Source organism: Vibrio ostreicida (assembly GCF_013074385.2).
GTDB lineage: Bacteria > Pseudomonadota > Gammaproteobacteria > Enterobacterales > Vibrionaceae > Vibrio > Vibrio ostreicida.
Genome location: NZ_JABEYA020000002.1, coordinates 56,827 through 82,517, shown reverse-complemented (window position 1 = coordinate 82,517; position 25,691 = coordinate 56,827). Strand labels below are relative to the sequence as shown.

Below are 25,691 nucleotides of genomic sequence, written 5' to 3'. Positions count from 1 at the left end.
TATTCAATTTTGGGTGAAAAAAAACCGCTGAGTTATCAGCGGCTTTTTATACTAACGATCAAGAAACATTACTTTTTCTTCTTAACTGCTTTTTTGTTTGGGAGATCAGTGATTGAACCCTCAAATACTTCTGCAGCCAGACCAACTGACTCATGCAAAGTCGGGTGAGCATGGATAGTCAATGCAATATCTTCTGCATCACAGCCCATTTCGATAGCGAGGCCGATTTCACCCAGCAGCTCACCACCATTAGTACCGACAATAGCACCGCCAATAACACGATGAGTCTCTTTATCAAAGATGAGCTTAGTCAAACCATCTGCACAATCAGATGCAATAGCACGGCCTGATGCTGCCCAAGGGAACGTCGCAACTTCATATTTGATGCCTTCCGCTTTTGCTTCTTTTTCTGTCTTACCAACCCATGCAACTTCTGGCTCAGTATAGGCAATTGAAGGGATCACTTTCGGGTCGAAGTAATGCTTCTTGCCTGCGATAACTTCAGCCGCCACGTGACCTTCATGAACACCTTTATGCGCAAGCATTGGTTGACCAACAATGTCGCCGATAGCAAAAATATGAGGGATGTTGGTACGCATCTGTTTATCAACATTGATAAAACCACGCTCATCAACTTCTAGACCCGCTTTTTCTGCATCCATCAATAAACCGTTTGGTACACGGCCAATCGCAACAAGCACGGCGTCATAACGTTCAGCTTCTGCTGGCGCTTTCTTGCCTTCCATTGAAACGTAAATGCCATCTTCTTTGGCTTCAACTGCCGTCACTTTCGTTTCTAGCATCAAGTTGAATTTGTCTTTCACACGCTTGGTATAGACTTTTACAATGTCTTTATCCGCAGCTGGAATTACTTGGTCGAACATTTCCACTACGTCGACTTTAGAGCCCAAAGATTGGTACACAGTACCCATTTCTAGACCGATAATACCACCGCCCATAATAAGCAGCTTACCCGGTACTTCTTTGAGTTCTAGTGCATCAGTAGAGTCCCAAATACGTGGGTCTTCATGCGGAATAAATGGCAGTTTAATCGGACGAGAACCTGCCGCAACAATCGCGTTGTCAAAGTTCACGACCGTCGACTCACCTTCGCCTTCGACTAAAATCGAATTAGGTCCAGTGAATTTTCCGTAACCGCTTACGGTTGTCACATCACGCATCTTAGCCATACCGCTAAGGCCACCAGTCAGTTGATTGACAACTTTGTCTTTCCAAATACGGATTTTATTGATGTCTGTTTGTGGTTCACCGAAAACAACACCGTGGTCGGCCATTGCTTTCGCTTCTTCAATCACTTTAGAGACATGAAGGAGTGCTTTAGAGGGAATACATCCCACGTTTAAGCATACGCCGCCAAGAGTGCTGTAGCGCTCGATAAGTACAGTTTCAAGACCTAAGTCTGCACAACGGAATGCAGCGGAGTAACCAGCAGGACCAGAACCAAGTACAACAACTTGGGCTTTAATTTCTTTGCTCATTTTGACCTCTTGTAGTCATTATCCCTAACAGGCTGAGTGGGTATAGATGCTTTGTTTAAGCTTGGTTGGTATTAAACATTATTTTCAGACCGACAACAGTCTACAGAGATGTTAAAGGTGTGAAAAGCAATTCCATTTAGCCTGTGAGCTAGACGACAGTTCGATTGGGAAAACCTTAGTTATCCTAAGGCCTACAACCAAATTATCCGGTAATCATTATTAACAGAGGCGACGATAGCCGCCTCTGTATCAGAGTGTCGTTTATAGAACCAGACGACGAATATCAGATAGTGCACTATTTAGGAAGGTAATAAAGCGCGCACCTTCAGCACCATCAATCACACGGTGGTCGTATGATAGAGACAGTGGAAGTTGGAGACGCGGTTCAAATTCTTTACCGTTCCATACAGGCTTCATTTCAGACTTAGAAACACCTAGGATACCAACTTCTGGCGCATTCACGATTGGTGTAAATGCTGTACCACCAATTCCGCCAAGGCTAGAGATGGTGAAACAACCGCCTTGCATGTCTGCCGCTGTCAGCTTGCCAGAGCGTGCTTTCTTAGACACAACCATTAGCTCTTCAGATAGCTCGTAAATGCCTTTTTTGTTCACGTCTTTGAAGACAGGAACAACAAGGCCGTTTGGTGTATCAACCGCGATACCCACGTTTACGTACTTCTTAAGAATGATGCTTTCGCCATCTTCAGAAAGAGAAGAGTTAAACGCTGGGAATGCTTCTAGCGCTTTAGCAACCGCTTTCATGATGAACACAAGTGGTGTGATCTTCATTCCGGTGTCTTTCTTCGCTTCGATTGCGTTCTGTTCTTTACGGAATGCTTCTAGCTCAGTGATGTCTGCGTTGTCCCACTGGGTAACGTGAGGGATCATTACCCAGTTACGGTGCAGGTTAGCGCCAGAGATCTTCTTAATCTTAGAAAGCTTCTGAACTTCAGTTTCGCCGAACTTGCTAAAGTCAACTTTTGGCCATGGCAGTAGACCAAGAGCTGAACCGTCGCCGCCTTTACCAGATGCCACAGCACCAGATTCAAGACGCTTAAGTGCATCTTTAACGTAAGACTGAACGTCTTCTTTAAGGATACGGCTCTTACGACCAGTACCTTTAACCTTAGAAAGGTTAACGCCAAATTCACGAGCAAGACGACGAACCACTGGAGAGGCGTGCGCGTAGTCACCGTTCTCTTGGAAGTCGCCCGTTGCTGCTGGCGCTTCGGCTTTAGGAGCAGGTGCCGCCGCTGGAGCTGCTGCTTGTGCAGGGGCTGCAACAGGATCAGGCGCTGCACCTTCAACAACGAACGTCATGATTGAAGAACCCGTTGACACTTTATCGCCAGCGGCAATCTTGATTTCTTTTACTGTACCCGCGAATGGGGCAGGCACTTCCATTGAAGCTTTGTCGCCTTCCACAGTAATTAGAGATTGCTCTTCTTCTACTGTATCGCCAACCGCTACCATGATTTCAGTCACTTCGACTTCGTCACCACCGATATCAGGAACGTTCACTTCTTTCTCAGCTGCTGGAGCCGCTGCAACTGGTGCCGCTGCTGGAGCAGAAGCTGCGGCTACTGGAGCGCCAGAGCCAGCGACTTCAAATACCATGACTAGAGAGCCAGTAGAGACTGAATCACCAGAAGCGATCTTGATTTCTTTAACAACACCAGAGAATGGTGCAGGCACTTCCATTGAAGCTTTGTCGCCTTCAACCGTAAGAAGAGATTGTTCTTCTTCTACGGCATCACCGATAGCAACCATGATTTCAGTGACTTCAACTTCGTCACCGCCGATATCTGGAACGTGAACTTCTTTAAGCTCGGCCGCCGCTGCAGGAGCAGCTGCAACTGGCGCCGCCGATTCAACTGCTGGAGCAGCCGATGCTGCTGCACCTTCTGCTTCGAAGATCATGATAAGAGAACCAGTAGAAACAGAATCGCCTTCTGCTACTTTGATTTCTTTAACGATACCCGCTTGAGACGCAGGAACTTCCATTGAAGCTTTGTCGCCTTCAACAGTGATCAGTGACTGCTCTTCTTCAACCTTGTCGCCAACGTTTACAAGAATCTCAGTTACTTCAACCTCATCAGCACCAATGTCAGGTACATTAATTTCGATTGCCATTGTCTATCTACCTTATGCGTATTGCGGGTTAGTTTTTTCAGTGTCGATGTCGAATTTAGCAATAGCTTCAGCCACTACAGATTTCTCAACTTCACCACGTTTCGCCAATTCAGTTAGTGCTGCAACAACCACATAGCCCGCATTAACTTCGAAGTGGCGACGTAGGTTTTCACGGCTATCAGAACGACCGAAGCCATCAGTCCCAAGGACTTTATATGATTCCGCTGGCATGAACGCACGGACTTGTTCTGCATAATTCTTCATGTAGTCAGTCGCTGCGATGGTAGGCTCATTACCCAATACCGTAGTGATGTATGGCACTTTCGCTTCTGCTTCTGGGTGAAGCATGTTGTAACGCTCCGCATCCTGACCGTCTCGAGTCAGTTCATTGAACGAAGTCACCGAGAATACATCTGATGCTACGCCGTATTCTTCGCTCAGGATCGTCGCCGCTTTACGCACTTCGTTCATGATAGTGCCAGAGCTCAATAATTGAACTTTGGATTTATCACCCGTGTAAGATTCAAGCTTATAGATACCCTTACGAATGCCTTCTTCAGCGCCTTCTGGCATTGCTGGCATTGCATAGTTTTCATTCATCACTGTAAGGTAATAAAATACATTCTCTTGATCCGTACCGTACATGCGACGGATACCATCTTGCATAATCACCGCAACTTCATAAGCAAATGTAGGATCGTAAGAGATACAATTAGGAATCGTATTCGCTAGCACGTGAGAGTGACCATCTTCGTGCTGCAGACCTTCACCATTAAGGGTTGTACGTCCTGCTGTTGCACCGAGTAGGAAACCACGAGCTTGCTGATCGCCAGCCATCCACGCCATATCACCAACGCGCTGGAAACCGAACATCGAGTAATAGATGTAGAACGGAATCATAGGAAGATCGTTCGTGCTGTATGACGTCGCCGCTGCAACCCAAGACGCCATAGACCCTAGTTCATTGATACCTTCTTGGAGTACTTGACCAGACGTCGCTTCTTTATAGTAAGAAACAATGCCTTTGTCTTCCGGTGTGTATTCTTGACCGTGCGGGTTATAGATACCGATTTGACGGAACAAGCCTTCCATACCAAACGTACGTGCTTCATCACAGATAATAGGCACAACGTTTTTGCCAATGCCTTTATTCTTTAACAGAATGTTTAGCGTACGGACATAGGCCATTGTTGTCGAGATTTCACGCTTTTGCTCACTAAGGAGTGGCGCAAATTCTTCAAGTTCAGGAACTTGAAGCTCTTGAGTGAAATTAGGTAAACGCTGTGGCGTGTAACCTTTCAGTGCTTGACGACGAGCATGAAGGTATTCGTATTCCGCTGAGCCTTCTTCTAGTTTCAGATACGGTAGCGCTTGTACTGCGTCATCCGTGAGGATGTCTTGAAGCCCTAAACGATCACGTAGGTGCAATACGTGAGTCATATCCATTTTTTTAACTTGGTGTGCGATGTTTTTACCTTCAGCCGCTTCACCCATGCCGTAGCCTTTAACCGTCTTCGCTAGAATAACGGTTGGACGACCTTTTGTATCCGCAGCATTTTTGTATGCGGCAAACAACTTAGATGACTCATGACCACCACGCTTCAGAGCGAAGATTTCATCATCCGTCATATCAGCAACAAGTGCTGCTGTTTCTGGGTATTTTCCAAAGAAGTGTTCACGTACGTACGCACCATCTTTAGACTTAAAGGTTTGGTAATCACCGTCTACCGTTTCATTCATTAGCTGAAGCAGCTTACCTGACGTGTCTTTAGCCAGTAGGGAATCCCAGTTGCTGCCCCAAATAACTTTAACAACATTCCAACCAGCGCCTTTGAATAGGCCTTCTAGTTCTTGGATGATGCTACCGTTACCCATAACAGGGCCATCTAAGCGCTGTAGGTTACAGTTGATAAGAAAACACAGGTTGTCTAACTTTTCACGTGCAGCGAACGAAAGAGAACCGCGTGATTCTGGTTCATCCATCTCACCGTCACCGAGGAACGCATATACACGTTGCGCTGAAGTATCTTTCAGACCACGTCCTTCAAGATACTTGAGGAAGCGCGCTTGGTAGATAGCAGAAATAGGACCTAAGCCCATAGAGACGGTTGGGAACTGCCAGAACTCAGGCATGAGTTTAGGGTGTGGGTATGATGGTATACCTTTCCCGTCGACTTCTTGACGGAAGTTATCTAACTGCTCCTCAGTCAGACGGCCTTCAACAAATGCGCGCGAGTAAATACCTGGAGAAATATGACCTTGGTAGTAAACCAGATCGCCACCGTCCGTGTCATTTGGAGCACGGAAGAAATGGTTGAAACATACTTCGTAGAAAGACGCTGCAGACTGATAAGAAGCCATATGACCACCTAGGTCTAGGTCTTTCTTAGAAGCACGCAACACAATCATGATTGCGTTCCAGCGAATGATTGAACGAATACGACGTTCAAGCGTGGTGTCGCCCGGGTATGCTGGCTCTTGCGCGGCTGGAATAGTGTTAATGTAGTTAGTGTTGATCCCCGTAGGCATATCAACACCATCTAAACGTGCTTTTTCTAGAACGGTTTCTAGTAGAAACTGGGCACGTTCTACACCTTCTTCACGAACAACGGATTCAAGAGCTTTTAGCCAATCTTGAGTTTCCAGTGCGTCTACGTCATGCTTCATATCAGACATGGCGATCTATCCTTCTGTTGGTTGGATCTATATATTTAAGTAACGCTATTACGAGTCGTTACCCTGTTGTATTCGACGTAAAGAGCGCTCTCTGCGAGATTCTTCCCGGCTCAAATCCAACAATGTTTCTTCAATATAAGCTAAGTGAGAATGTGACATCTCGCGCGCCTTTTCTGGAAGACCAGAGACTATCGCATCCACAATATTAGCTCGGTGTTTACTTACTTTCTCGACCACTTCTTCGCGGCGATGTAAGAGCTTAAGATTCTGTAGGACATTTTGCTCGAGTAGAGGGGCCAAACTCCGAACAATGTGAAGCAACACAACATTATGCGCAGCTTCGGTTAAAGCAATAAGAAACTGCATGACTGCCGCCGCTTCTGCTTCAACGTTTTTCTTCGTTTGTTCTTCACTAATGTTTTTCAGGCAAGCCTGAATACAGGCAAAATCTTCTTCGGTACCACGAACTGCTGCAAAATAGGCAGAAATACCTTCCATCGCATGACGCGTTTCCAGCAAATCCAACTGTGTTTCTGAATGGCTTGATAGAAGGTTGAGCAAAGGATCAGAAAAATTCGTCCAAAGACTCTCGCTTACAAATGTACCGCCGCCCTGACGACGAGTAAGAAGCCGCTTAGCTTCCAATCGCTGAATCGCTTCTCGGATTGAAGGTCGGGAGACATCAAACTGTTTGGCCAGTTCACGCTCAGGTGGCAATTGTTGCCCCGGAGACAATGTTCCTTCCACTATCAGCCTTTCTAACTCTTGTTCAATGACATCAGAAAGTTTTGGCTGACGAATCCTTTGATAAGCCATAGTTGTTATTCTTCTACTCTTTGCAGTCAATTGGTATTACCAATTTCAAGTTGGCCATAAAATTAACATAATTAAAACGCAAGTTCCAGACAAAAGTTGACCCAAATCATAGAACACATAGTGCATCAACACTTTGATAACAATAGCTGATTAAAACAGCAAAAATATTGGTCCGACCAATTGCAAAGAGGTCATATTGAAAGAAAGAGGCTGAGATTGGTCAAAGTCTTGCGAGTGGCTTGAGAAGTAAGAATAAGAAAATCAGTGGAATGCAAAAGTGAGTGCCTCCCGTGTTGAAAACACTCATTGCTGTTACTGTGGAATTGCTCGGTCTAATTTGCTTCAATATGCTCAATCATCAGCTGCAACGATTGATTCCCTCTAAATTCATTAATATCAAGTTTGTAAGCCAGACGCACGGTTTTAATCGAGGCATCTGGCCAACGACGTAGATCGACATTGAACGCAATACCATCGAGCATAATATTCGTTGGATGAGTCTGATGGAGCGGCTCTAACATTAACTTTAGATGATTTTCTCCGACTAATTTCTGATGCAATACTTTAAATTCACCATCAAAGATCGGTTCAGGAAATGCTTGCCCCCAAGGTCCTCCAGCACGCAGAATTTCGGCGGTATGCATGGAAAATTCTTCCGGCAACAATTCACCATCCGATAATATAACGCCCTTTAATGCTGCGTCATCCAATTCTTGTTTAACCACTTGATCAAACAACTCAGAGAACCGTTCAAAATCTTTTTCCAAGATCGTTAAGCCTGCCGCCATCGCATGGCCACCAAACTTAGCGATCAATCCTGGGTGCTGGGTATCAATGCGATCCAAAGCATCGCGCATATGCAGACCCGCAATCGATCGGCACGATCCTTTAATACTCCCCTCTCCACCGTCTGCAAAGGCAATCACCGGACGGTGAAATTTATCTTTGATACGGGAAGCAAGAATGCCAATAACCCCTTGATGCCAATCGCGCTGGAACAAAACCAAACCTGAGGGCATATCTTGCTCACCAAACTGTAAACGTTCACAAAAAGCCAGCGCCTCTTGTTTCATTCCTTGCTCTATTTCTTTGCGCGTTTGATTAAGCGCATCCAGTTCACTGGCCATACGTCGAGCGGCATGAATATTATTTGTCATCAGCAATTCTACACCAAATGACATATCATCCAGACGCCCTGCCGCATTGATACGAGGCCCCAATGCAAACCCAAAGTCAGCAGCAACTAAGCGTCGCGCATCTCGTTTTGCCACTTCAATTAACGCTTGAATACCTGGACGCGCTTTTCCCGCACGAATACGCTGAAGCCCCTGATGCACCAATATTCGATTGTTGTCATCTAACGGAACCACGTCCGCCACCGTGCCCAACGCCACCAGATCAATCAGTTCCATTAACTTAGGTTCTGTCCTATCACGCTGAGCAAACCAACCTTGTTTTCGCATTTCAACACACAGCGCCATCATGAGATAAAACGCAACACCAACACCAGCAAGCGCTTTGGATGGAAAGGCACATTCCTGTAAGTTTGGGTTGACCATAGCGTCGGCATTTGGCAAAGCGTGCCCTGGAAGGTGATGGTCCGTGACAACAACCGTCAACCCTTGCTCTTTCGCGTAACGAACGCCATCGTTGGAAGACACCCCGTTGTCGACCGTCATAATCAATTCAACGCCCATTTCTATGGCTTGATCAACCACCTCTGGGCTTAATCCGTAGCCATCTTCAAAACGGTTAGGGACCAGATAATCAACATTGGTCGACCCTAACATTCGCAGTGCTAAAACAGACAATGCCGAACTGGTCGCACCATCTGCATCAAAATCACCAACAACGACGATACGTTTCTGGTGGCGGATCCCGTCAAATAAAAGACTGACCGCCATATCAATCCCGTGCAACGCTTGGTAGGAGTGCAAAGCTTTCGCGCTCGTGTCTAGCTGTTGAGCATGGCGTACTCCACGAGAAATATAAAGTCGCTTAAGTAACGGAGGAATGTCTGCACTAAGCAGACTCAGGTCGACATCAGGTCGGCGTTGAATTTCTATCATAGCGTTAGATGGAGTCTTATTTGGGAGGTGAATTACAAAGCTTCGATCTACGGAGTGGTAAGCCTACGTCCAATAAACAGAGAAGTAAGCTTACCCTTGGTTCATCACTTCCTAATAAGAGTGATGCTGAACAAAGCACTACGATTTTTTCGTTTGTTCAAGGCGCTGAATCAGTTGCTTAGGTGGGAGGTAACCACCGACCATTTCTCCATTTGGCAAGAATATCGCGGGGGTACCGTTAATGCCGAGTTCACGACCAAGATCATACTGTTGCTTGATAATATCCTGATACTGCGCAAAATTTTTGTTCTTCTCAGGGAATTGACGATTCACTTTACCATCGTGCATGGCAGACTTCGGATCTTTCGCCCCCCAGATCGCCGCCATTTGGTCAGCAACAGAGCCTGTTGCGCCCTGTCGAGGGTAAGCCATATAACGAACCGTGATTCCAATATCATTATAGTCCTGCATTTGATTATGTAATCGCACACAGTATCCACAGGTAATATCAGTAAATACGGTCACCACGTATTTTTCGTCTTTCGCTTTAAATTCAATCGTACTGTCTTTAAACGATTCAATTTTTTTCGCATTGATCGGAGCCTGTCGTTTCGCTAACACATCTTCATACTGACCCTGACCATCAAATTTATACAGCGTGCCCGCTAAAAAGTACTCGCCCGTTGGCGACGCAAAAATAATACCGCCGCTTGTTTGGACTTCAATGAGTCCATCAATGTCGGCAGGGGCCACCTTTTTTATTTCGAGTCCCAACTTTGAAAAGCGCTCTTCAAGTTGTGCTTTGTCAAATTTTATCTCTGCTGCTGAAACAGCCTGAGCTGCCACTAAAAATGGTAACGTCAGAAGAGTTATTCGGCGTAGTACGCGCATTTCATTCACCTTACTTTGTTGATAAGGAATATTCCCTTATGCCCTTGGATGATGCTCACTGTGCAACTGCTTTAATCTTTCAGTGGCGACGTGAGTATAAATTTGTGTCGTCGATAAATCACTGTGTCCGAGTAGCATCTGAACCACTCGCAAGTCTGCGCCATAATTGAGCAAATGAGTGGCAAAAGCATGGCGCAGCACATGGGGGGACAAAAGCTGCGTATCAATGCCCGCGAGAATCGCATAATGCTTGATACGATGCCAGAACGTTTGTCTGGTCATCTGTCTTGCCCGTTTACTTGGGAAGACCACATCAGAGGTCACTTCCCCTAACAAGTCAGACCTGCCTTCATTAAGAAAAGTTTCAATCCATTCAACCGCATTCTCTCCCATTGGCACTAAACGTTCTTTTCCGCCCTTACCGGTCACGCGCACCACACCTTGACGCAAACTGATGTTTTCCATCGTCAGACTCACGAGTTCCGTCACTCGCAGTCCTGTCGCATACAACAATTCGAGCATTGCCTTGTCACGCAGCTCTATTGAATCACTAGGATCAGGTGCTTGAAGTAAGGCCTCGACTTGTTCTTCACTAAGGTCTTTAGGTAAACGTTTAGGTAGCTTGGGACTGACCAACAAAGCGCTGGGGTCATCAGAACGTAATTTTTCACGATGCAAGAACTGAAATAAGCGACGTATTGCCGAGAGCATTCTCGCTCGAGAGGTCTGTTTGTAATCTTTGTCCAGTAACCAACTCTGATAATCTTGCAGCCCAGACAAGCTAACAAAAGCCAGCCGATAGTTCTTGTCAGCCATCCACTCGAGTAACTTAGAAAGATCATTTCGGTAAGACATGACCGTATTTTCTGACAAGCCACGCTCTAGCCACATCGCATCCAAAAACCGTTCAACCACCTCTTGATCAGAAGATATAATGTCCGCCACAGTGAACCTCAAATTTCTAATATGCGCCCAATGTAAGGGCCGAGCGACCAGAAAGCCATAAAAATTGCACTTTGGCTTGGATATTCGCTGCAAACCTCGCCATTTTGTGGGTAGAATTCGCTATTGATTTTTTATTAGTGAAAATGAACGTGATGAAAATTGGCTTGTTCTACGGCTCTACGACCTGTTATACCGAAATGGTCGCTGAGAAAATGCGTGCGATGATTGGCGAAGAGATGGTCAACCTGCACAATGTGAAAGACACGCCCTTATCAGAAATGGCCAATTATGATTTTCTAATTTTGGGTATCTCAACTTGGGACTTCGGCGAAATTCAAGAAGACTGGAACGAAATTTGGGACCAAATCAATGGTATATCACTGAGTGGTAAAGTTGTCGCTTTATTTGGTTTAGGCGATCAAGAAGGCTATGGCGAATGGTATCTGGATGCGATGGGTATGCTGCATGATGAACTGAAAAACACCGCAGCGCGCATCATTGGCTACTGGCCAAATGACACAAGTTACGAGTTTGAAGCGTCGAAAGCCCTCATCAACGACCGTCGCCATTTTGTCGGCCTCGCGCTCGATGAAGATTCACAATACGAACTCAGTGATCAACGTATCGAGACTTGGATTGAACAAATTCTCATCGAATATCAGGAAACCCTTTAAGCAGAAGGGGGGATTTGTCCACCCTTCTCCTGAGCAGCATATTCGACATGAACACATGCGCTTTCAGCCCTCATCAGGCCAAATCATTTATAGAACGGTTCACTGGCTGACACTTCGCTTGAAACGCTGCCATTCAAAAACAAGTCCGGGATCGGTTTTGCGCAGTGGGGCAATATATTGATGTCCAGTGATTCGGGGAATCGTCACCTTAGGATACTTGCGCATGATCTCCACACTCAGCGTTGAAAGTGCCTGATATTGTTGTTCGGTATAAGCCACAAAGTCGCTGCCTTCAAGCTCAACCCCTATTGAATAATCGTTACATTGTTCTCGACCTGCAAAGCTCGACTGGCCTGCGTGCCAAGCTCTCGCACTAAAAGGGACAAACTGAATGACTTCACCATTTCGGCGGATAAGACAGTGTGCTGAAACACCCATCTGATGAATAACCTCAAAAAAAGGATGCTCACTGGGTTCTAACTTGCCAGTAAAGAATTGTTCAATATATGGGCCACCAAACTGACCAGGTGGAAGACTGATGTTATGGATCACCAAAAGGGAGATATCTAACGCATCACTTCTTTGATCATAAAAGGGAGAAGGGACATGCCTTGCACCTTGATACCAGCCAGTTTCATCGATCATTGCCATCCCCCCGCATTGCTTCGCCCCTAATTTTATACTTTTACCAACGAAATGCGAGATTAATGGCTGAATTTCGCCCTCAGTCATCGTATTATTCTCAACCCTTTTCCAACTGCGTATTAAATTTGCGATGAAAAACTCCCACAATAGCCAACAACGTCTTGAATATTTGCAGCAGCAATTACCCCTTGAAATTAGCCGCTCTGTTGGTGATACCATCAGAGAGGATTTAGGCGGAACCCTAGACCCCAATGCTGACATTACCGCAAATTTAATTCCTGAAGAAACGCACAACGAGGCAACAATCATCACTCGAGAACAAGGGGTTTTCTGCGGAAAGGCTTGGGCGGAAGAGGTGTTTAAACAACTCGGTGGCCAAGTCACCATGGAGTGGCACGTAAAAGATGGCGATAGCGTTGAGCCAAACCAAACCCTTTGTACATTATCCGGCCCATCTCGCGCACTGCTGACAGGTGAACGCAGTGCCATGAATTTTATTCAGACCCTATCTGGGTGTGCGACCATAACAGCAGAGTATGCCCGCCAACTTGATGGTACAGATTGCAGGCTTCTCGACACGCGAAAAACGATTCCGGGGCTGCGTAGCGCCCTTAAATACGCCGTCGCATGCGGCGGTGGCTATAATCATCGTATTGGCGTTTTTGACGCCTACCTGATCAAAGAGAACCACATTATCGCCAACGGTGGGATTACCCAAACGATTAAAACAGCAAAAGAACGCCATCCCGGAAAACCCGTCGAAGTAGAAACTGAAAGCCTTGAAGAAATGACAGAAGCCATTGAAGCAGGGGCTGACATCATTATGCTTGACAACTTCACCACCGATATGATGCGTGAGGCAGTCAAAATAAATGCGGGCCGAGCCGCATTAGAAAATTCAGGTAATGTGACTTTAGAAACCTTGCGCGAGTATGCACAAACTGGGGTTGATTACATTTCGGTTGGCGCCCTCACCAAACATGTACGAGCGATGGACCTTTCCATGCGTTTTAAGTAATACTTTCACTACCTTCGAAAAAAAAGAGGCAACGCCTCTTTTTTACCATATTGGCGTGGAAATTTGCCTTACATCGAATAACGCTGAAATACCAGTGATGAGTAGCGCTCAGTTTCCCTATAGCTTATCGCAAGCCATTATCACAATCATCGTTACCTCACACGACTTATCGTATTCTCGCTTGCACCGTCTTTCTGGTGTAAGAGGAAATAATGAACGTAACCCGGTTTACCTTGCGTGGATTCAGTCTGATTGAATTGATGATTGTCGTGGCAATTATTGGCATTCTTTCAACGTTTTCTATACCGGCCTATCAGAGTTACACTAAGCGCGCTCATGCCAGTAATATGCTCACCGCAGCCTCTGCGATGAAAACAGCGCTCGTGATCTGCCTAGCCAATCATACAATAGCAAGCCAGTGTGTTTCAGGGATGAACGGGGTGCCACCTCAGCAACACTTTGATCATTTTTCAATCTCAGCACAAGTCAGTGGCGCCGCCAACGTGATTACGGCGACCGCCAATGGGGCCAAAGGCGCCCTGCCCTCTAAGGCAAAAGTCATGCTGACCCCCATAGTTTCATCACATACGATTACGTGGGGAATCAATTGCAGCGGCAAAAGCGCTCAAGACTGGTGCCCGAGGTAAGAAACATGAGTGAGCTTCCCTCGATTTTATGCCGCGCCAATGTGATCAACTCAGACCAAGAAGCCTCTCTGAACACCAGCATTCAAACTCAAGGGATCAACGCTCCCATAGCCATCATTGAAATGGGGCTGTTTACCTCCCACTCGCTGGCGGATCAGCTATCCAAACTGTTCGGTTTATCCTTAGTTCAATTGGATCAATTTGATTATGAGGCCTGTTGTAACACTCTCGGCCTTGGCGATATGGTCCACTATTGGGTCGCATTACCTTTGCAAAAAACCGAAAACATGTTGACACTCGCCGTGGCGGATCCTTCAGACTTAACCGTCGAAGAGGAGTTCCGCTTCGCAACAGGAGTAAAGATCACACGGGTCATTGTCGATATTGTGAGTTTAATGGCAGCGATACGTCAGTTGTATGGCGTTGACCGCGGTTTTTCTTACCAGGGAAAAGACATCAATGAGGAAGAACTGGCGCAGCTAGTCGAGCTTTCGACGGAAGAAACCTTAACAGGAGAAATATTGAGCGAGGAGCAGGCCCCAATCAGCCGTTATATTCGACAAGTTCTTTTTCATGCGGTCGCGAAGCAAGCATCCGATGTCCACTTTGAGCCATATGAGGCATCATTTCGTGTCAGATTTCGCTGTGATGGCTTGTTAATTGAAGTGAACAACCCACCGTATCACTTGGGCCAACGTCTCGTGGCTAGGCTCAAGGTGCTCTCAAAACTCAACATAACCGAACGTCGACTCCCGCAAGATGGACGAATGAAAATATCACTCGGTGAAAATAACGCCATCGACATGAGAGTCTCAACGATGCCAACGCTCTGGGGAGAAAAAGTCGTGTTACGACTGCTAGATAACCAGAACATTGGCTTAGATTTAAACAGTCTCGGCCTCAACAAAATCCAAAGCGAGCTCTATCAAGAAGCCCTGCGCAAACCTCAGGGTTTGATTCTCATTACAGGACCAACTGGCAGCGGAAAAACGCTATCCCTCTATAGTGGGCTGGACACAATCAACAACTCTAATATCAATATCATTACTGCTGAAGACCCAATCGAAATTAACCTCCATGGCGTGAATCAAGCTCAGATACAACCGCAAATAGGGTTCAGTTTTGCACAAGCACTGAGGTCTTTTTTGCGTCAAGATCCCGATGTGATCATGGTCGGAGAAATTCGCGATGGAGAGACCGCAGATATTGCAACCAAAGCCGCTCAGACAGGTCACTTGGTCCTTTCAACTCTGCACACCAATACCGCCGTCGAAAGTATTATTCGATTAAAGAACATGGGCGTCGAAGCCTTCAACCTTGCCAGCTCTCTCAACTTAGTGGTTGCTCAACGGCTCGCCAGGCGCCTGTGCCCACTGTGTAAGCGTCTGAGCACCCTCCCCGTTTCAATACAAACGTCGGTCTCGGGCCCTGCTTTGACAGAGCACTTTGAAGCTTATCCACAAGGATGTCACCATTGCAATAATGGCTACCTTGGTCGAGTGGGACTCTATGAAGTCATTAAGATCACCCCAGAAATCACTCATCTTATCCTTGAAGATGCCAACATTCAGCAATTAGAGAGCGCCGCAATTGAACAAGGAATGCAAACGTTAGAACAATCAGGAATAGAAAAACTGTCTCAAGGCATCATCAGCTATGCAGAACTGCAACGCGTCCTACTGACATGACCGAATCATGAAAACTTTCTTTCAAAACCCGCTCCCAAAACTCCATCAGTATCGATGGGCAGGTATTAATTGCCATGGAAAAAGAATGGTCGGAAGCGACTTAGCCATGCACGAATCCGAGGTGACCGCTCAGCTTAATCGTCGCAACATTAGAATAACACGGTTACGTCAACATCCAGCCCGACTTTACTCCCGCATTACACAAAGAATGACCCCCAAAGACATCAACCAGTTCACTAGGCAATGGGGGACTATGCTTTCCTCTGGAATTCCGATAATTGCGTCCTTACAGCTGATTGCAGAAAGAACACATAAAGCTGAGATGAGATCAATATTGTTTTTACTCAGTCAAAGAGTCCAATCAGGTTTACCCACTTCGGTGGCTCTCAGCGCCATCAGCCCAAAATTTGATTCTTTATATATCGCGTTGGTCCAAGCTGGTGAACAAACCGGCAATCTTGGTGAAAGTTTGTGCCGCATTGCGGAAAGCCGGGAAAAAATCGCACGCCTAAAGTCAACACTAATCCGAGTGTCCCTCTACCCAGCAGTCGTGATCCTGACTGCAGTGTTTGTGATTTACGTGATACTGAGCCACGTCATACCTGAGTTTGAAATAATGCTGAATAGCTACGACGCTCAACTACCGCCATTGACACAAGGGGTCCTTTATCTTTCATCTTTGGCCCAAACGCATCACATTTCTCTGTTGATCGGTGCTGTGTTCTTATCATCGACCCTCACAATTGCCAGACACTCGTCAAAGAACTTTGCAATACGGACAAGCGAGCTTGTCACGAGGCTACCTGTTGTTGGAGGTTTGATAGTGAAAACGACCCTCGCAAGGTACAGTCGCACCCTATCAACATGTGTGAGGGCTGGCATTCCTGTCATTTCATGTCTCACTATTGCGGCCAAAACCGCCGACCACCCATATTATCAATCAGCCTTTGCTCACCTGCTTCAAAAGGTCAACGAAGGCAGCCCAATTTCAACCGCAATGCGCCATGACAAAGCCTTCCCCCCACTCATGACGCAAATGATCATGATAGGAGAGGAATCAGGTCAATTGGATACTTTGCTGAATCACCTTGCTGACACCTATGAGGAAGAGGTCGACATTTCTGTCGATTACCTGATAAAAATACTCGAACCTTTACTTGTTGTTTTACTCGGGGGACTGATCGGTATCTTGGTCCTTGCCATGTATCTGCCTATCTTTAACTTAATGAGCATAATGGGATAGTATATCCCTCTAAACTTAGACGACAGCGACCAGTTGAATCACTTATGGATTTATTTGTTTACTATCCTTGGCTATTTCCTACCCTAGCAGCCATATTTGGGCTCATTGTGGGGAGTTTTATTAATGTCGTCATTCATCGCCTGCCGATAATGATGGAAAGAGAATGGCGACAAGAATGTGCCGACAGTTTTCCAGAGTATAAGATAACCCCTCCATCTGATATTTATAACCTCAGCCTACCGCGCTCAACCTGTCCTGGCTGCCGTACACAGATTCGAAATAGAGATAACATTCCACTCATAAGCTGGCTACTATTGCGGGGACAGTGCCACACTTGTCAGATGAAAATCAGTCCACGTTACCCACTTGTTGAATTGCTCTCTGGAGGGCTTAGCTTTTCTGTTGCTTATCAATATTCCCCTAGCCTGTTCTCAATCACGCTATTGCTGTTTACCTTCGTACTGCTCGCTGCCACCTTTATCGATTTCGAGACCATGCTTTTACCGGATCAATTGACCCTACCGATGACATGGGCAGGGATGGCTTTGGCCCTGTTTGACGTCACACCGGTTTCTCTCTATGACTCAGTACTGGGGGCCATGCTCGGCTATTTGTCTCTGTGGAGTATTTATTGGCTATTCAAATTACTTACGGGTAAAGAAGGGATGGGGTATGGTGATTTTAAGTTACTCGCCGCTTTAGGTGCTTGGCTGGGCTGGCAATCGCTGCCTGTTATCATCTTTCTTTCGTCTCTTATTGGGATCGTGTTCGGTATGATACAGTTGCGCTTAAGAAAGCAGGGAATCGACAAAGCATTTCCATTTGGGCCCTACCTTGCTATCGCTGGTTGGATTTTCATGATGTGGGGAGAACGCATCATAGAAGGGTACTTCACGTATTTTCTGGGGATTTAAAATGACCTATGTTGTCGGACTCACTGGAGGGATTGCCAGTGGCAAAACCACCATCGCAAATCTGTTCAATTTCCACTTTGGAATCGATGTGATCGATGCTGATATCATTGCCAGACAAGTAGTAGAACCGGACACTGAAGGCCTTAATGCCATTACAAAACGCTTCGGCCAGTCTATTCTATATCAAGATGGCACATTAAATCGGGCAAAACTACGCGACGTGATATTCAGTTCAGAACAAGAAAAAGATTGGATCAACCGATTGCTGCATCCAATCATCAGAGAAAAAATGCGTGCTGAAGTAGACCAAACGTCTTCCCCTTACGCTATGTTGGTGATTCCTTTAATGGTTGAGAATAACTTACAAAGCTTAGCGGATAGGGTGTTGGTGGTTGATGTCGATCCACAAGTCCAGATTAGTAGAACCACTAAACGGGACGGCGTACCTGTGGAGCAGGTTCTATCGACCCTAAAAGCGCAAGCCAGCCAGTCTGAACGTTTGGCTATTGCAGACGATGTGATTAATAATAACGCAAAAAACGAAGAACTTTTGCCTCAAATCACAGAATTACATCAAAAGTACCTAGAAATGTGTAGGGAAGATCGGTGAGAATGAACATAGAACAGTCTAAGGCCGCATGTTAATGACAACGCATTTTTTTGAACATCCACTCAACGAGAAAACTCGCATCTATTTGCGCGTTGAAGCTTTGCTAAACCAACTAGGCATTTCTTCTCAGTTTAGTGATGACATGCAGCATTTGCTTTTCTTTCGATCTTTGTTTGATTTATTAGAAATATTCGACCAAATTCAGTTGAAAAGTGAGCTGGCAAAAGACATCGAAAAGCAACGCTTATCCTATCGATCATGGCTCAACGTTGATGGCGTTGATCAAACGATGCTGAACGATATTTTGAGCGAAGTGGATCACGTCCACAGCAAATTGATGGCTGCAGAACGATTTGGGCAAAGCTTGAAAGAAGATCGTTTCCTCAGCGCCATTCGTCAGCGCTTTAATCTGCCGGGAGGATCGTGCTGTTTCGATTTACCCGCCCTCCATCATTGGCTTCATTTATCTCTTGAACAAAAAAACGCCGATGCGCAATTGTGGCTCGACGTATTGCAGCCATTGACCAACTCACTCAATCTTTGGCTCCGCCTGACCCGTGAAACTGGACACTTTCAAGCACAAATGGCGTCCAATGGTTTCTTCCAAAGTGATGCAGAGGACGCTAATATTCTTAGGCTGGATATTCCAACACACTATGGTGTGTATCCAATGATTTCCGGCCACAAAAACCGTTTCGCCATTAAGTTTATTAACTTTGCATCCGGTCAGGCATCCATCGATGAAATTCAATTTCGTCTAGCGGTATGTAGTTAACGCCGTTACCGTTATACTCCACCAAAATACCACCACCTTTTTAGAGATATTACATGACAAAAACCACCATAGTGCCTTGCCCACAGTGCGGTGCTAACGTTGAATGGGGAGAACAGAGCCCGCACCGCCCTTTTTGTAGTAAACAATGCCAAATGATTGATTTTGGTGAATGGGCTGATGAAGACAACAGTATCGCGGGTGCGCCTGATATGTCAGATTCCGATGGCTGGTCAGAGGAACAACATTAGACAACATAACGCGTTGTGACTAACACAAGAAACACCTGACTCGTTATCCAATAAATAATAACAAACGGCCAAAGAAGATAAAAAAACGGAGACCAAATGGTCTCCGTTAACATTATGAGAACGCTAGTTATAGCATTACTTCTTAGCAAGTTTCTCTTTAATACGAGCTGACTTACCAGAACGCTCACGTAGGTAGTACAACTTGGCACGACGTACTGCACCACGGCGTTTAACTTCGATGCTATCAACGATTGGAGAGTGAGTTTGGAACGTACGCTCAACACCTTCACCGTTAGAAATTTTACGTACAGTGAAAGCAGAGTGCAGGCCACGGTTACGGATTGCGATTACAACACCTTCAAAAGCCTGTAGACGCTCACGCTCACCTTCTTTTACCTTAACTTTAACAACCACAGTGTCACCTGGTGCAAACTTAGGTAGGCCTGATTTCATTTGCTCTTCTTCAAGAGCCTTAATAATGTTACTCATTTTAAATATTCCTAGAATAAACTGATACTAAATTAATAGGTTACGTTGCTTTATGTTCTCTAATGAACTCAGCAAGTAATTGTTCCTGTTCGTCAGTCAGAGCTAGGTTTTCCAGGAGCTCTGGTCTTCTCATCCAGGTTCGGCCTAACGACTGCTTGAGCCGCCAAAGACGAATGTCCTTATGGTTACCGGACTTGAGTACCGTTGGTACTTCTTGCCCATCCAACAATTCAGGACGCGTATAGTGAGGACAATCCAATAAGCCATTAGCAAAAGAATCTTCTTCTGCAGATGCAAAATCACCCAATACACCCGGAACAAACCGAGAAACTGAGTCAATTAGCGTCATGGCAGGAATTTCTCCCCCCGTCATCACAAAGTCCCCGATTGACCATTCTTCGTCAACTTCAGACTGAATGACACGCTCATCTACCCCTTCGTAGCGGCCACAAATCAGAAGCATGTTCTCATTCGTTGCCAGCTCTTCTACTCCTTTCTGATTGAGCTTTCGACCTTGAGGAGACAGGTAAATAACTTTCGTCTTACCCGGTGCGGCCTTCTTTGCAGTATGGATAGCGTCGCGCAAAGGCTGAACCATCATTAACATACCTGGGCCACCACCGTAAGGTCTATCATCAACAGTGCGATGCTTGTCGTGAGTAAAATCTCGAGGATTCCACGTTGTCACTGACAAAAGACCTTTTTTAACCGCTTGACCTGTTACTCCATAGTCAGTAACGCTGCGGAACATTTCAGGAAACAGGCTAATTATGCCAATCCACATGTTTTCACCAATTCAACTTGGTTCAATCGCTCCGTTACCGGGAGTTAGAATCCAGGATCCCAGTCAACTTCGATCCGTTGAGCTTCACGATCAATCATCTTGATCACTTGCTCTTCAAGAAACGGGATTAATCGTTCCTTTTGCCCGAAAGCATCTTTTAGATTTGCTTTCACAACCAAAACATCGTTGGAACCCGTTTCAAGCATGTCAGAGACAATGCCGAGATCATAACCTTTGTCGGTTACAACCTGCATTCCAATCAAATCACGCCAGTAGAATTCATCTTCTGGCAATTCTGGAAGGACGACAGGGTCAATGGAGATCTCAAAGTTCGTCATTAATTGCGCTTCTTCACGCAATTCAAGACCTTCCAGCTTAGCCACCAAACCTTTGTTATGGCGCTTCCAGCTTTCTACTTTGAACTCGACCCACTCACCTTTCTGTTTAATAAACCAAGGTGCGTAATCAAATATACTTTCAGTATTGTCTGTGTAGGATAAAACTTTGAGCCAGCCTCGAATGCCGTAAGAAGCACCAAACTTACCAACAACAATCTTTTCACTGTTCATTGTTTCTTTACCTTTCATCGACATAAGCTAATTACTACTTCTTAACTGAAGAATTATGCCGCTTTTTGAGCGTCTTTAACTAGCTTAGCTACGCGGTCAGATACAGATGCGCCTTGACCAACCCAATGGTTAACGCGATCTAGGTCTAAACGTAGACCTTCTTCTTGACCTTTCGCAGTTGGGTTAAAGAAACCCACTTTCTCGATGAAACGGCCAGTTGCAGCATTGCGGCTATCCGCTACTACGATTTGATAAAATGGACGCTTCTTTGCGCCGTGACGTGCCAAACGAATGGTTACCATGTCGTCCTCTTTGCTTTCTCAAAAATAAAATTAACCCCAGAAACCATTTATCGCTAAACAGTTTGGGGCTCGTGCCAAAATAAAGCTCCGGAATTTTACTCTTATTCCGGAGCAATGCAAGGTCTTTAGCTATTTTTTCACCACTCGGCTAACCAATCTAAAGAGAGTGGGCAACCAGTGCGGTCATCGTAGCAACCTCAACATGTGTTGTGACTCTTTAGATTAACGTCCGAAGGGATTGAAACCACCGCCCATGCCACCTGCACCGCCCATGCCACCCATCATGCCTTGCATGTTGCGCATCATGCCTTTCATTCCACCCTTTTGCATTTTTTTCATCATTTTTTGCATCTGAGTAAATTGCTTCAAGAGGCGATTGACATCCTGTACTTGAGTCCCCGATCCTGCGGCAATACGCTTCTTGCGTGAACCTTTGATCATTTCAGGTCGTTGGCGTTCTTTCATGGTCATTGAGCTGATGATGGCTTCCATCTGCTTAAACATTTTATCGTCCACTTTATCTTTGACGTTGTCAGGAAGGTTCCCCATTCCCGGCAGCTTATCCATCATCCCCATCATGCCGCCCATGTTTTGCATCTGGCCGAGTTGCTCGCGGAAATCCTCAAGATCAAAGCCTTTCTTTTCTTTAAATTTCTTAGCGAGTTTCTCCGCTTTTTCGGTATCAACGTTACGCTGTAAATCTTCAATCAAAGAAAGGACGTCGCCCATACCTAGAATACGCGACGCAACTCGCTCAGGATGGAAAGGTTCTAGAGCATCGGTTTTTTCACCGACCCCTAAGAATTTAATTGGTTTACCCGTAATATGACGAACCGAGAGTGCAGCACCACCACGCGCATCACCATCAACCTTGGTCAACACGACACCGGTAAGCGGCAGTGCGTCACCAAATGCTTTAGCGGTATTCGCCGCATCCTGACCGGTCATCGCATCAACAACAAATAGCGTTTCAACAGGCTTTATTGTTGTATGCAGCTCTTGAATCTCAGCCATCATTTGTTCATCAATCGCTAAACGACCTGCGGTATCGACGATCAATACATCGAAGAACTTTTTCTTAGCGTGATCGATAGCAGCATTAGCGATCTCAATTGGCTTCTGGTCCACTGATGAAGGAAAGAAATCAACACCAACATCGTCTGCCAAGGTTTCTAGCTGTTTGATCGCGGCTGGACGATAAACGTCTGCAGAAACGACCAGTACTTTCTTTTTGTCTCTTTCATGGAGCAGTTTTGCCAACTTACCCACAGAGGTTGTCTTACCCGCACCTTGTAAGCCAGCCATTAAAATCACGGCGGGCGGTTGAGCGGCTAAATCGAGCGCTTCATTAGACTCACCCATCACCGCTTCAAGTTCAGATTGAACAATCTTGATGAATTCTTGGCCCGGTGTTAGAGATTTTGACACCTCTACCCCTACGGCGCCTTCTTTGACCCGCTTAACGAAATCGCGTACAACCGGCAACGCCACATCGGCTTCAAGCAGAGCCATGCGAACTTCACGCAAGGTTTCTTTTATATTGTCTTCGGTCAAACGACCTTTACCACTGATATTCTTCAGCGTTTTGGATAATCGATCCGTTAAATTATCAAACATCTTAGTCTCTTTACCTGAACGGCTCACTTGAGTAGACGCGCGAAAATGGCGACAAATTACTGTGAGTATACCTTAGCCAGTCGGTGGTTTGCACGGTTGTAATGAATTTTGATCTCTCAAGTCACGTAAATCAGGCAGATAAGTCGTAGCTCAAGTTCTTGAGGCAGGGTATAATTTGTTAAAAATTCACCACACCTTAGAGAATGATGGATAACTTAATCGCCGTTGCTGCCGCAATACTGTATTGCCTCGCAATCGCAACCATAGTCCCGGGCCTTGTTCATCAAACAGGTATCCGATCCAAGACCGTAGTCGTCAGCGCATTTTTTGCGCTTTCTTTTCATGCTTGGCTATTGAGCGCCCTTATTCTTGAAGGTTCAGGGCAAAATCTCAGCATTCTCAATGTCGCGTCCCTAATCAGCTTTATTATTTCTCTGGTGCTCAGTGTGGCCATGCTAAAAACTCGTCTATGGTTTTTGCTCCCCGTAGTTTACAGTTTTTCCGCGATTAACCTTTCTGCCGCCACGTTTCTGCCAAGTACATTTATTACCCATTTGGAACAAGATCCCAAACTACTTATCCATATCACTTTAGCGCTGTTTTCATACTCAACCTTAACCATAGGTGCTTTGTATGCGCTTCAGTTGGCTTGGCTGGATCATAAGCTCAAGACTAAGCAGGCTCTCGCCATTAACCCCAACTTACCCCCTTTGTTAATGGTGGAACGCCAGTTGTTCAAGATCATACTGGTCGGTAACCTTCTTCTAACAGGGACATTACTGACTGGGTTTGTTTTTGTTCAGGATATGTTTGCTCAAGGTAAAGCACATAAGGGAATTCTGTCGTTTGTTGCTTGGGTCGTCTATTCCATCTTGCTCTGGGGACATTATCAACAAGGATGGCGGGGGCGGAAGGTGACTTGGTTTGCAGTGGCAGGCGCCACCTTACTGACACTGGCCTATTTTGGCAGTCGCTTCGTTAGAGAAATCATTCTTAACTAATTGATATTGAAAGGTGCATAGGCAGCACCTTTCTTTTACAATGCTTTGTCCGTGACCTGTGATTGACTTAACGAGTCAGTTAAGTCATAAATTAATCAAACATCAAAAGGAAAAGATAAGTTTTGGACGACATATCAACGGGTATCTTATTTGCGCTACTCGCGTGTCTGATTATTATTTCAGGATACTTCTCAGGTTCAGAGACCGGAATGATGTCATTGAATCGCTACCGTCTTAAGCATTTAGCCAACAGTGGACACAAGGGTGCTAAACGTGTCGAAAAACTGCTGAGTCGGCCAGACCGTCTGATTGGTTTGATTCTGATCGGCAATAACCTAGTCAATATTTTAGCCTCTGCCATTGCCACCATTCTTGGAATGCGTCTGTATGGTAATATTGGCGTCGCGATTGCAACAGGTGCATTAACTATGGTGGTTTTGGTCTTCGCCGAAGTGACACCAAAAACGTTGGCAGCACTCTATCCAGAGCGAGTCTCATACGCCAGCAGCATTGTGCTTAGCCTTTTGATGAAGCTCCTTTCTCCGATTGTGGTTTTGGTCAACTTCATCACCAATGGTTTTATTCGTTTACTCGGGGTTCGTGCCAGTCATGGCGGTGATGACCATCTCAGCTCTGAAGAGCTCAGGACAGTCGTTAATGAGGCCGGCAGCTTGATCCCAAGACGTCACCAAGACATGTTGCTCTCTATCCTTGATTTGGAGCATGTCACGGTCAATGACCTCATGGTGCCCAGAAATGAAATCACTGGCATCGATGTCAACGATGACTGGAAATCGATTGTGCGCCAACTTACCCATTCTCCTCACGGACGGGCGGTCTTATATCGGGATCAAATCGACGAAGTGGTCGGGATGTTGCGTCTGCGTGAATCCTACCGCCTGATGCTAGAGAAAAACGAGTTTAACAAAAAAACTTTGCTGCGAGCGGCTGATGAAGTCTATTTTATTCCTGAAGGCACCCCTCTCAACATCCAACTACTGAAGTTTCAGCGTAACAAAGAACGAATTGGTCTAATTGTCAATGAATACGGTGACATCATTGGTCTGATTACCCTTGAAGACATACTGGAAGAAATTGTTGGTGAATTCACCACCTCTCTCGCACCCAGTTTATCTGAGGAAATTACCCCTCAAGGGGATGGAAGCTTCCTGATAGAAGGCAGCGCCAATATCCGAGACATTAATAAAGGGCTCAAGTGGACGCTCCCAACCGATGGACCAAGAACGCTTAACGGCCTGATCCTTGAACATCTTGAAGATATTCCCGAAAGTCACCTCAGTGTCCAAGTCTCTGGCCATCCAATGGAGATAGTGGAGTTACAAGAAAATCGGATCAAACTGGTCAAAGTCTTCCCAAATAACGCTACATAGCCTTTAATGCAAAAAAGCCTTGGCAACACCAAGGCTTTTCAAGC

Annotated in this window: 24 protein-coding genes; 11 read left to right on the top strand and 13 right to left on the bottom strand. The window is 45.7% G+C overall.

The annotated features are described in order from the left end of the window. Positions 1–68: 68 nt before the first annotated feature. From lpdA to xerD, 7 genes are all read right to left on the bottom strand, one after another. A complete protein-coding gene (lpdA, locus tag HLM86_RS04125; protein ID WP_076586142.1) occupies positions 69–1,499 on the bottom strand; it encodes a dihydrolipoyl dehydrogenase in 1,431 nt (476 codons plus the stop codon). Positions 1,500–1,760: 261 nt separating this feature from the next. Beyond that, entirely contained in the window at positions 1,761–3,635 is a 1,875-nt protein-coding gene (aceF, locus tag HLM86_RS04120) for a pyruvate dehydrogenase complex dihydrolipoyllysine-residue acetyltransferase (protein WP_170882276.1), read from the bottom strand. A 12-nt stretch (positions 3,636–3,647) separates the two neighbouring features. Next, positions 3,648–6,311 carry a pyruvate dehydrogenase (acetyl-transferring), homodimeric type gene (gene aceE / locus HLM86_RS04115; RefSeq protein ID WP_076586138.1) on the bottom strand — a complete coding sequence of 888 codons (2,664 nt, stop codon included), beginning with the start codon at positions 6,309–6,311 and terminating at the stop codon, positions 3,648–3,650. Positions 6,312–6,359: 48 nt separating this feature from the next. Beyond that, entirely contained in the window at positions 6,360–7,127 is a 768-nt protein-coding gene (pdhR, locus tag HLM86_RS04110) for a pyruvate dehydrogenase complex transcriptional repressor PdhR (RefSeq protein ID WP_170882275.1), read from the bottom strand. A 332-nt stretch (positions 7,128–7,459) separates the two neighbouring features. Then, positions 7,460–9,196: a single-stranded-DNA-specific exonuclease RecJ gene (recJ, locus tag HLM86_RS04105; protein ID WP_170882274.1), complete on the bottom strand. Its 1,737-nt coding sequence runs from the start codon at positions 9,194–9,196 to the stop codon at positions 7,460–7,462. Between the two features lie 138 nt (positions 9,197–9,334). Next, on the bottom strand, positions 9,335–10,087 hold the full coding sequence (locus tag HLM86_RS04100) for a thioredoxin fold domain-containing protein (RefSeq protein ID WP_170882273.1): 753 nt from the start codon (positions 10,085–10,087) through the stop codon (positions 9,335–9,337). 36 nt (positions 10,088–10,123) lie between these two features. Next, complete coding sequence (xerD, locus tag HLM86_RS04095) at positions 10,124–11,020, bottom strand: site-specific tyrosine recombinase XerD (RefSeq protein ID WP_390225857.1); 897 nt, start codon at positions 11,018–11,020, stop codon at positions 10,124–10,126. 164 nt (positions 11,021–11,184) lie between these two features. Here xerD and fldB point away from each other — a divergent pair, with 164 nt between their 5' ends. Then, the gene (fldB, locus tag HLM86_RS04090; RefSeq protein WP_170882271.1) at positions 11,185–11,706 is read left to right on the top strand and encodes a flavodoxin FldB; all 522 of its coding nucleotides are present in this window, start codon (positions 11,185–11,187) and stop codon (positions 11,704–11,706) included. Positions 11,707–11,805: 99 nt separating this feature from the next. Here the strand turns inward: fldB and ampD are convergent, their stop codons facing one another. Continuing rightward, entirely contained in the window at positions 11,806–12,351 is a 546-nt protein-coding gene (gene ampD, locus HLM86_RS04085) for a 1,6-anhydro-N-acetylmuramyl-L-alanine amidase AmpD (protein WP_076586765.1), read from the bottom strand. A gap of 130 nt (positions 12,352–12,481) precedes the next feature. Here ampD and nadC point away from each other — a divergent pair, with 130 nt between their 5' ends. The 8 genes from nadC to yacG all read left to right on the top strand — a co-directional run bounded on the left by nadC (position 12,482) and on the right by yacG (position 19,494). Then, on the top strand, positions 12,482–13,369 hold the full coding sequence (gene nadC / locus HLM86_RS04080; protein WP_076586127.1) for a carboxylating nicotinate-nucleotide diphosphorylase: 888 nt from the start codon (positions 12,482–12,484) through the stop codon (positions 13,367–13,369). A 212-nt stretch (positions 13,370–13,581) separates the two neighbouring features. Further along, positions 13,582–14,016, top strand: coding sequence for a pilin (locus HLM86_RS04075; RefSeq protein WP_076586125.1), 435 nt, complete (start codon positions 13,582–13,584; stop codon positions 14,014–14,016). A 5-nt stretch (positions 14,017–14,021) separates the two neighbouring features. Further along, positions 14,022–15,704: a type IV-A pilus assembly ATPase PilB gene (gene pilB / locus HLM86_RS04070; RefSeq protein ID WP_170882270.1), complete on the top strand. Its 1,683-nt coding sequence runs from the start codon at positions 14,022–14,024 to the stop codon at positions 15,702–15,704. Between the two features lie 7 nt (positions 15,705–15,711). Beyond that, complete coding sequence (locus HLM86_RS04065; protein ID WP_076586121.1) at positions 15,712–16,947, top strand: type II secretion system F family protein; 1,236 nt, start codon at positions 15,712–15,714, stop codon at positions 16,945–16,947. Positions 16,948–16,991: 44 nt separating this feature from the next. Beyond that, positions 16,992–17,861, top strand: coding sequence for a prepilin peptidase (locus HLM86_RS04060; protein ID WP_170882269.1), 870 nt, complete (start codon positions 16,992–16,994; stop codon positions 17,859–17,861). A 1-nt stretch (position 17,862) separates the two neighbouring features. Continuing rightward, complete coding sequence (gene coaE / locus HLM86_RS04055) at positions 17,863–18,471, top strand: dephospho-CoA kinase (RefSeq protein ID WP_076586117.1); 609 nt, start codon at positions 17,863–17,865, stop codon at positions 18,469–18,471. A gap of 34 nt (positions 18,472–18,505) precedes the next feature. Then, positions 18,506–19,246, top strand: a complete 741-nt coding sequence (zapD, locus tag HLM86_RS04050; RefSeq protein ID WP_076586763.1) for a cell division protein ZapD — start codon at positions 18,506–18,508, stop codon at positions 19,244–19,246. Between the two features lie 53 nt (positions 19,247–19,299). After that, positions 19,300–19,494 (top strand): DNA gyrase inhibitor YacG, encoded by a 195-nt coding sequence (yacG, locus tag HLM86_RS04045; protein ID WP_076586115.1) that lies wholly within the window; start codon positions 19,300–19,302, stop codon positions 19,492–19,494. 135 nt (positions 19,495–19,629) lie between these two features. Here the strand turns inward: yacG and rplS are convergent, their stop codons facing one another. The 5 genes from rplS to ffh all read right to left on the bottom strand — a co-directional run bounded on the left by rplS (position 19,630) and on the right by ffh (position 23,255). After that, on the bottom strand, positions 19,630–19,983 hold the full coding sequence (rplS, locus tag HLM86_RS04040) for a 50S ribosomal protein L19 (protein WP_076586113.1): 354 nt from the start codon (positions 19,981–19,983) through the stop codon (positions 19,630–19,632). 40 nt (positions 19,984–20,023) lie between these two features. Further along, entirely contained in the window at positions 20,024–20,767 is a 744-nt protein-coding gene (gene trmD / locus HLM86_RS04035; RefSeq protein WP_170882268.1) for a tRNA (guanosine(37)-N1)-methyltransferase TrmD, read from the bottom strand. Between the two features lie 44 nt (positions 20,768–20,811). Then, positions 20,812–21,360, bottom strand: a complete 549-nt coding sequence (gene rimM, locus HLM86_RS04030) for a ribosome maturation factor RimM (protein ID WP_076586109.1) — start codon at positions 21,358–21,360, stop codon at positions 20,812–20,814. A 29-nt stretch (positions 21,361–21,389) separates the two neighbouring features. Then, entirely contained in the window at positions 21,390–21,638 is a 249-nt protein-coding gene (gene rpsP, locus HLM86_RS04025) for a 30S ribosomal protein S16 (RefSeq protein ID WP_005379962.1), read from the bottom strand. A gap of 222 nt (positions 21,639–21,860) precedes the next feature. After that, complete coding sequence (ffh, locus tag HLM86_RS04020; protein ID WP_076586108.1) at positions 21,861–23,255, bottom strand: signal recognition particle protein; 1,395 nt, start codon at positions 23,253–23,255, stop codon at positions 21,861–21,863. A 206-nt stretch (positions 23,256–23,461) separates the two neighbouring features. Here ffh and HLM86_RS04015 point away from each other — a divergent pair, with 206 nt between their 5' ends. Both HLM86_RS04015 and HLM86_RS04010 read left to right on the top strand, forming a co-directional pair. After that, positions 23,462–24,256: a cytochrome C assembly family protein gene (locus tag HLM86_RS04015; RefSeq protein WP_076586106.1), complete on the top strand. Its 795-nt coding sequence runs from the start codon at positions 23,462–23,464 to the stop codon at positions 24,254–24,256. 122 nt (positions 24,257–24,378) lie between these two features. Further along, entirely contained in the window at positions 24,379–25,647 is a 1,269-nt protein-coding gene (locus HLM86_RS04010) for an HlyC/CorC family transporter (RefSeq protein ID WP_076586104.1), read from the top strand. Positions 25,648–25,691 lie beyond the last annotated feature (44 nt).

What these genes read in the sequence shown, in the direction of transcription:
- lpdA (WP_076586142.1), bottom strand. Translation starts at nt 1,499, where the DNA reads ATGAGCAAAGAAATTAAAGCCCAAGTTGTTGTACTTGGTTCTGGTCCT.
- aceF (WP_170882276.1), bottom strand. Translation starts at nt 3,635, where the DNA reads ATGGCAATCGAAATTAATGTACCTGACATTGGTGCTGATGAGGTTGAA.
- aceE (WP_076586138.1), bottom strand. Translation starts at nt 6,311, where the DNA reads ATGTCTGATATGAAGCATGACGTAGACGCACTGGAAACTCAAGATTGG.
- pdhR (WP_170882275.1), bottom strand. Translation starts at nt 7,127, where the DNA reads ATGGCTTATCAAAGGATTCGTCAGCCAAAACTTTCTGATGTCATTGAA.
- recJ (WP_170882274.1), bottom strand. Translation starts at nt 9,196, where the DNA reads ATGATAGAAATTCAACGCCGACCTGATGTCGACCTGAGTCTGCTTAGT.
- HLM86_RS04100 (WP_170882273.1), bottom strand. Translation starts at nt 10,087, where the DNA reads ATGCGCGTACTACGCCGAATAACTCTTCTGACGTTACCATTTTTAGTG.
- fldB (WP_170882271.1), top strand. Translation starts at nt 11,185, where the DNA reads ATGAAAATTGGCTTGTTCTACGGCTCTACGACCTGTTATACCGAAATG.
- ampD (WP_076586765.1), bottom strand. Translation starts at nt 12,351, where the DNA reads ATGATCGATGAAACTGGCTGGTATCAAGGTGCAAGGCATGTCCCTTCT.
- nadC (WP_076586127.1), top strand. Translation starts at nt 12,482, where the DNA reads ATGAAAAACTCCCACAATAGCCAACAACGTCTTGAATATTTGCAGCAG.
- HLM86_RS04075 (WP_076586125.1), top strand. Translation starts at nt 13,582, where the DNA reads ATGAACGTAACCCGGTTTACCTTGCGTGGATTCAGTCTGATTGAATTG.
- pilB (WP_170882270.1), top strand. Translation starts at nt 14,022, where the DNA reads ATGAGTGAGCTTCCCTCGATTTTATGCCGCGCCAATGTGATCAACTCA.
- HLM86_RS04065 (WP_076586121.1), top strand. Translation starts at nt 15,712, where the DNA reads ATGAAAACTTTCTTTCAAAACCCGCTCCCAAAACTCCATCAGTATCGA.
- HLM86_RS04060 (WP_170882269.1), top strand. Translation starts at nt 16,992, where the DNA reads ATGGATTTATTTGTTTACTATCCTTGGCTATTTCCTACCCTAGCAGCC.
- coaE (WP_076586117.1), top strand. Translation starts at nt 17,863, where the DNA reads ATGACCTATGTTGTCGGACTCACTGGAGGGATTGCCAGTGGCAAAACC.
- zapD (WP_076586763.1), top strand. Translation starts at nt 18,506, where the DNA reads ATGACAACGCATTTTTTTGAACATCCACTCAACGAGAAAACTCGCATC.
- yacG (WP_076586115.1), top strand. Translation starts at nt 19,300, where the DNA reads ATGACAAAAACCACCATAGTGCCTTGCCCACAGTGCGGTGCTAACGTT.
- rplS (WP_076586113.1), bottom strand. Translation starts at nt 19,983, where the DNA reads ATGAGTAACATTATTAAGGCTCTTGAAGAAGAGCAAATGAAATCAGGC.
- trmD (WP_170882268.1), bottom strand. Translation starts at nt 20,767, where the DNA reads ATGTGGATTGGCATAATTAGCCTGTTTCCTGAAATGTTCCGCAGCGTT.
- rimM (WP_076586109.1), bottom strand. Translation starts at nt 21,360, where the DNA reads ATGTCGATGAAAGGTAAAGAAACAATGAACAGTGAAAAGATTGTTGTT.
- rpsP (WP_005379962.1), bottom strand. Translation starts at nt 21,638, where the DNA reads ATGGTAACCATTCGTTTGGCACGTCACGGCGCAAAGAAGCGTCCATTT.
- ffh (WP_076586108.1), bottom strand. Translation starts at nt 23,255, where the DNA reads ATGTTTGATAATTTAACGGATCGATTATCCAAAACGCTGAAGAATATC.
- HLM86_RS04015 (WP_076586106.1), top strand. Translation starts at nt 23,462, where the DNA reads ATGGATAACTTAATCGCCGTTGCTGCCGCAATACTGTATTGCCTCGCA.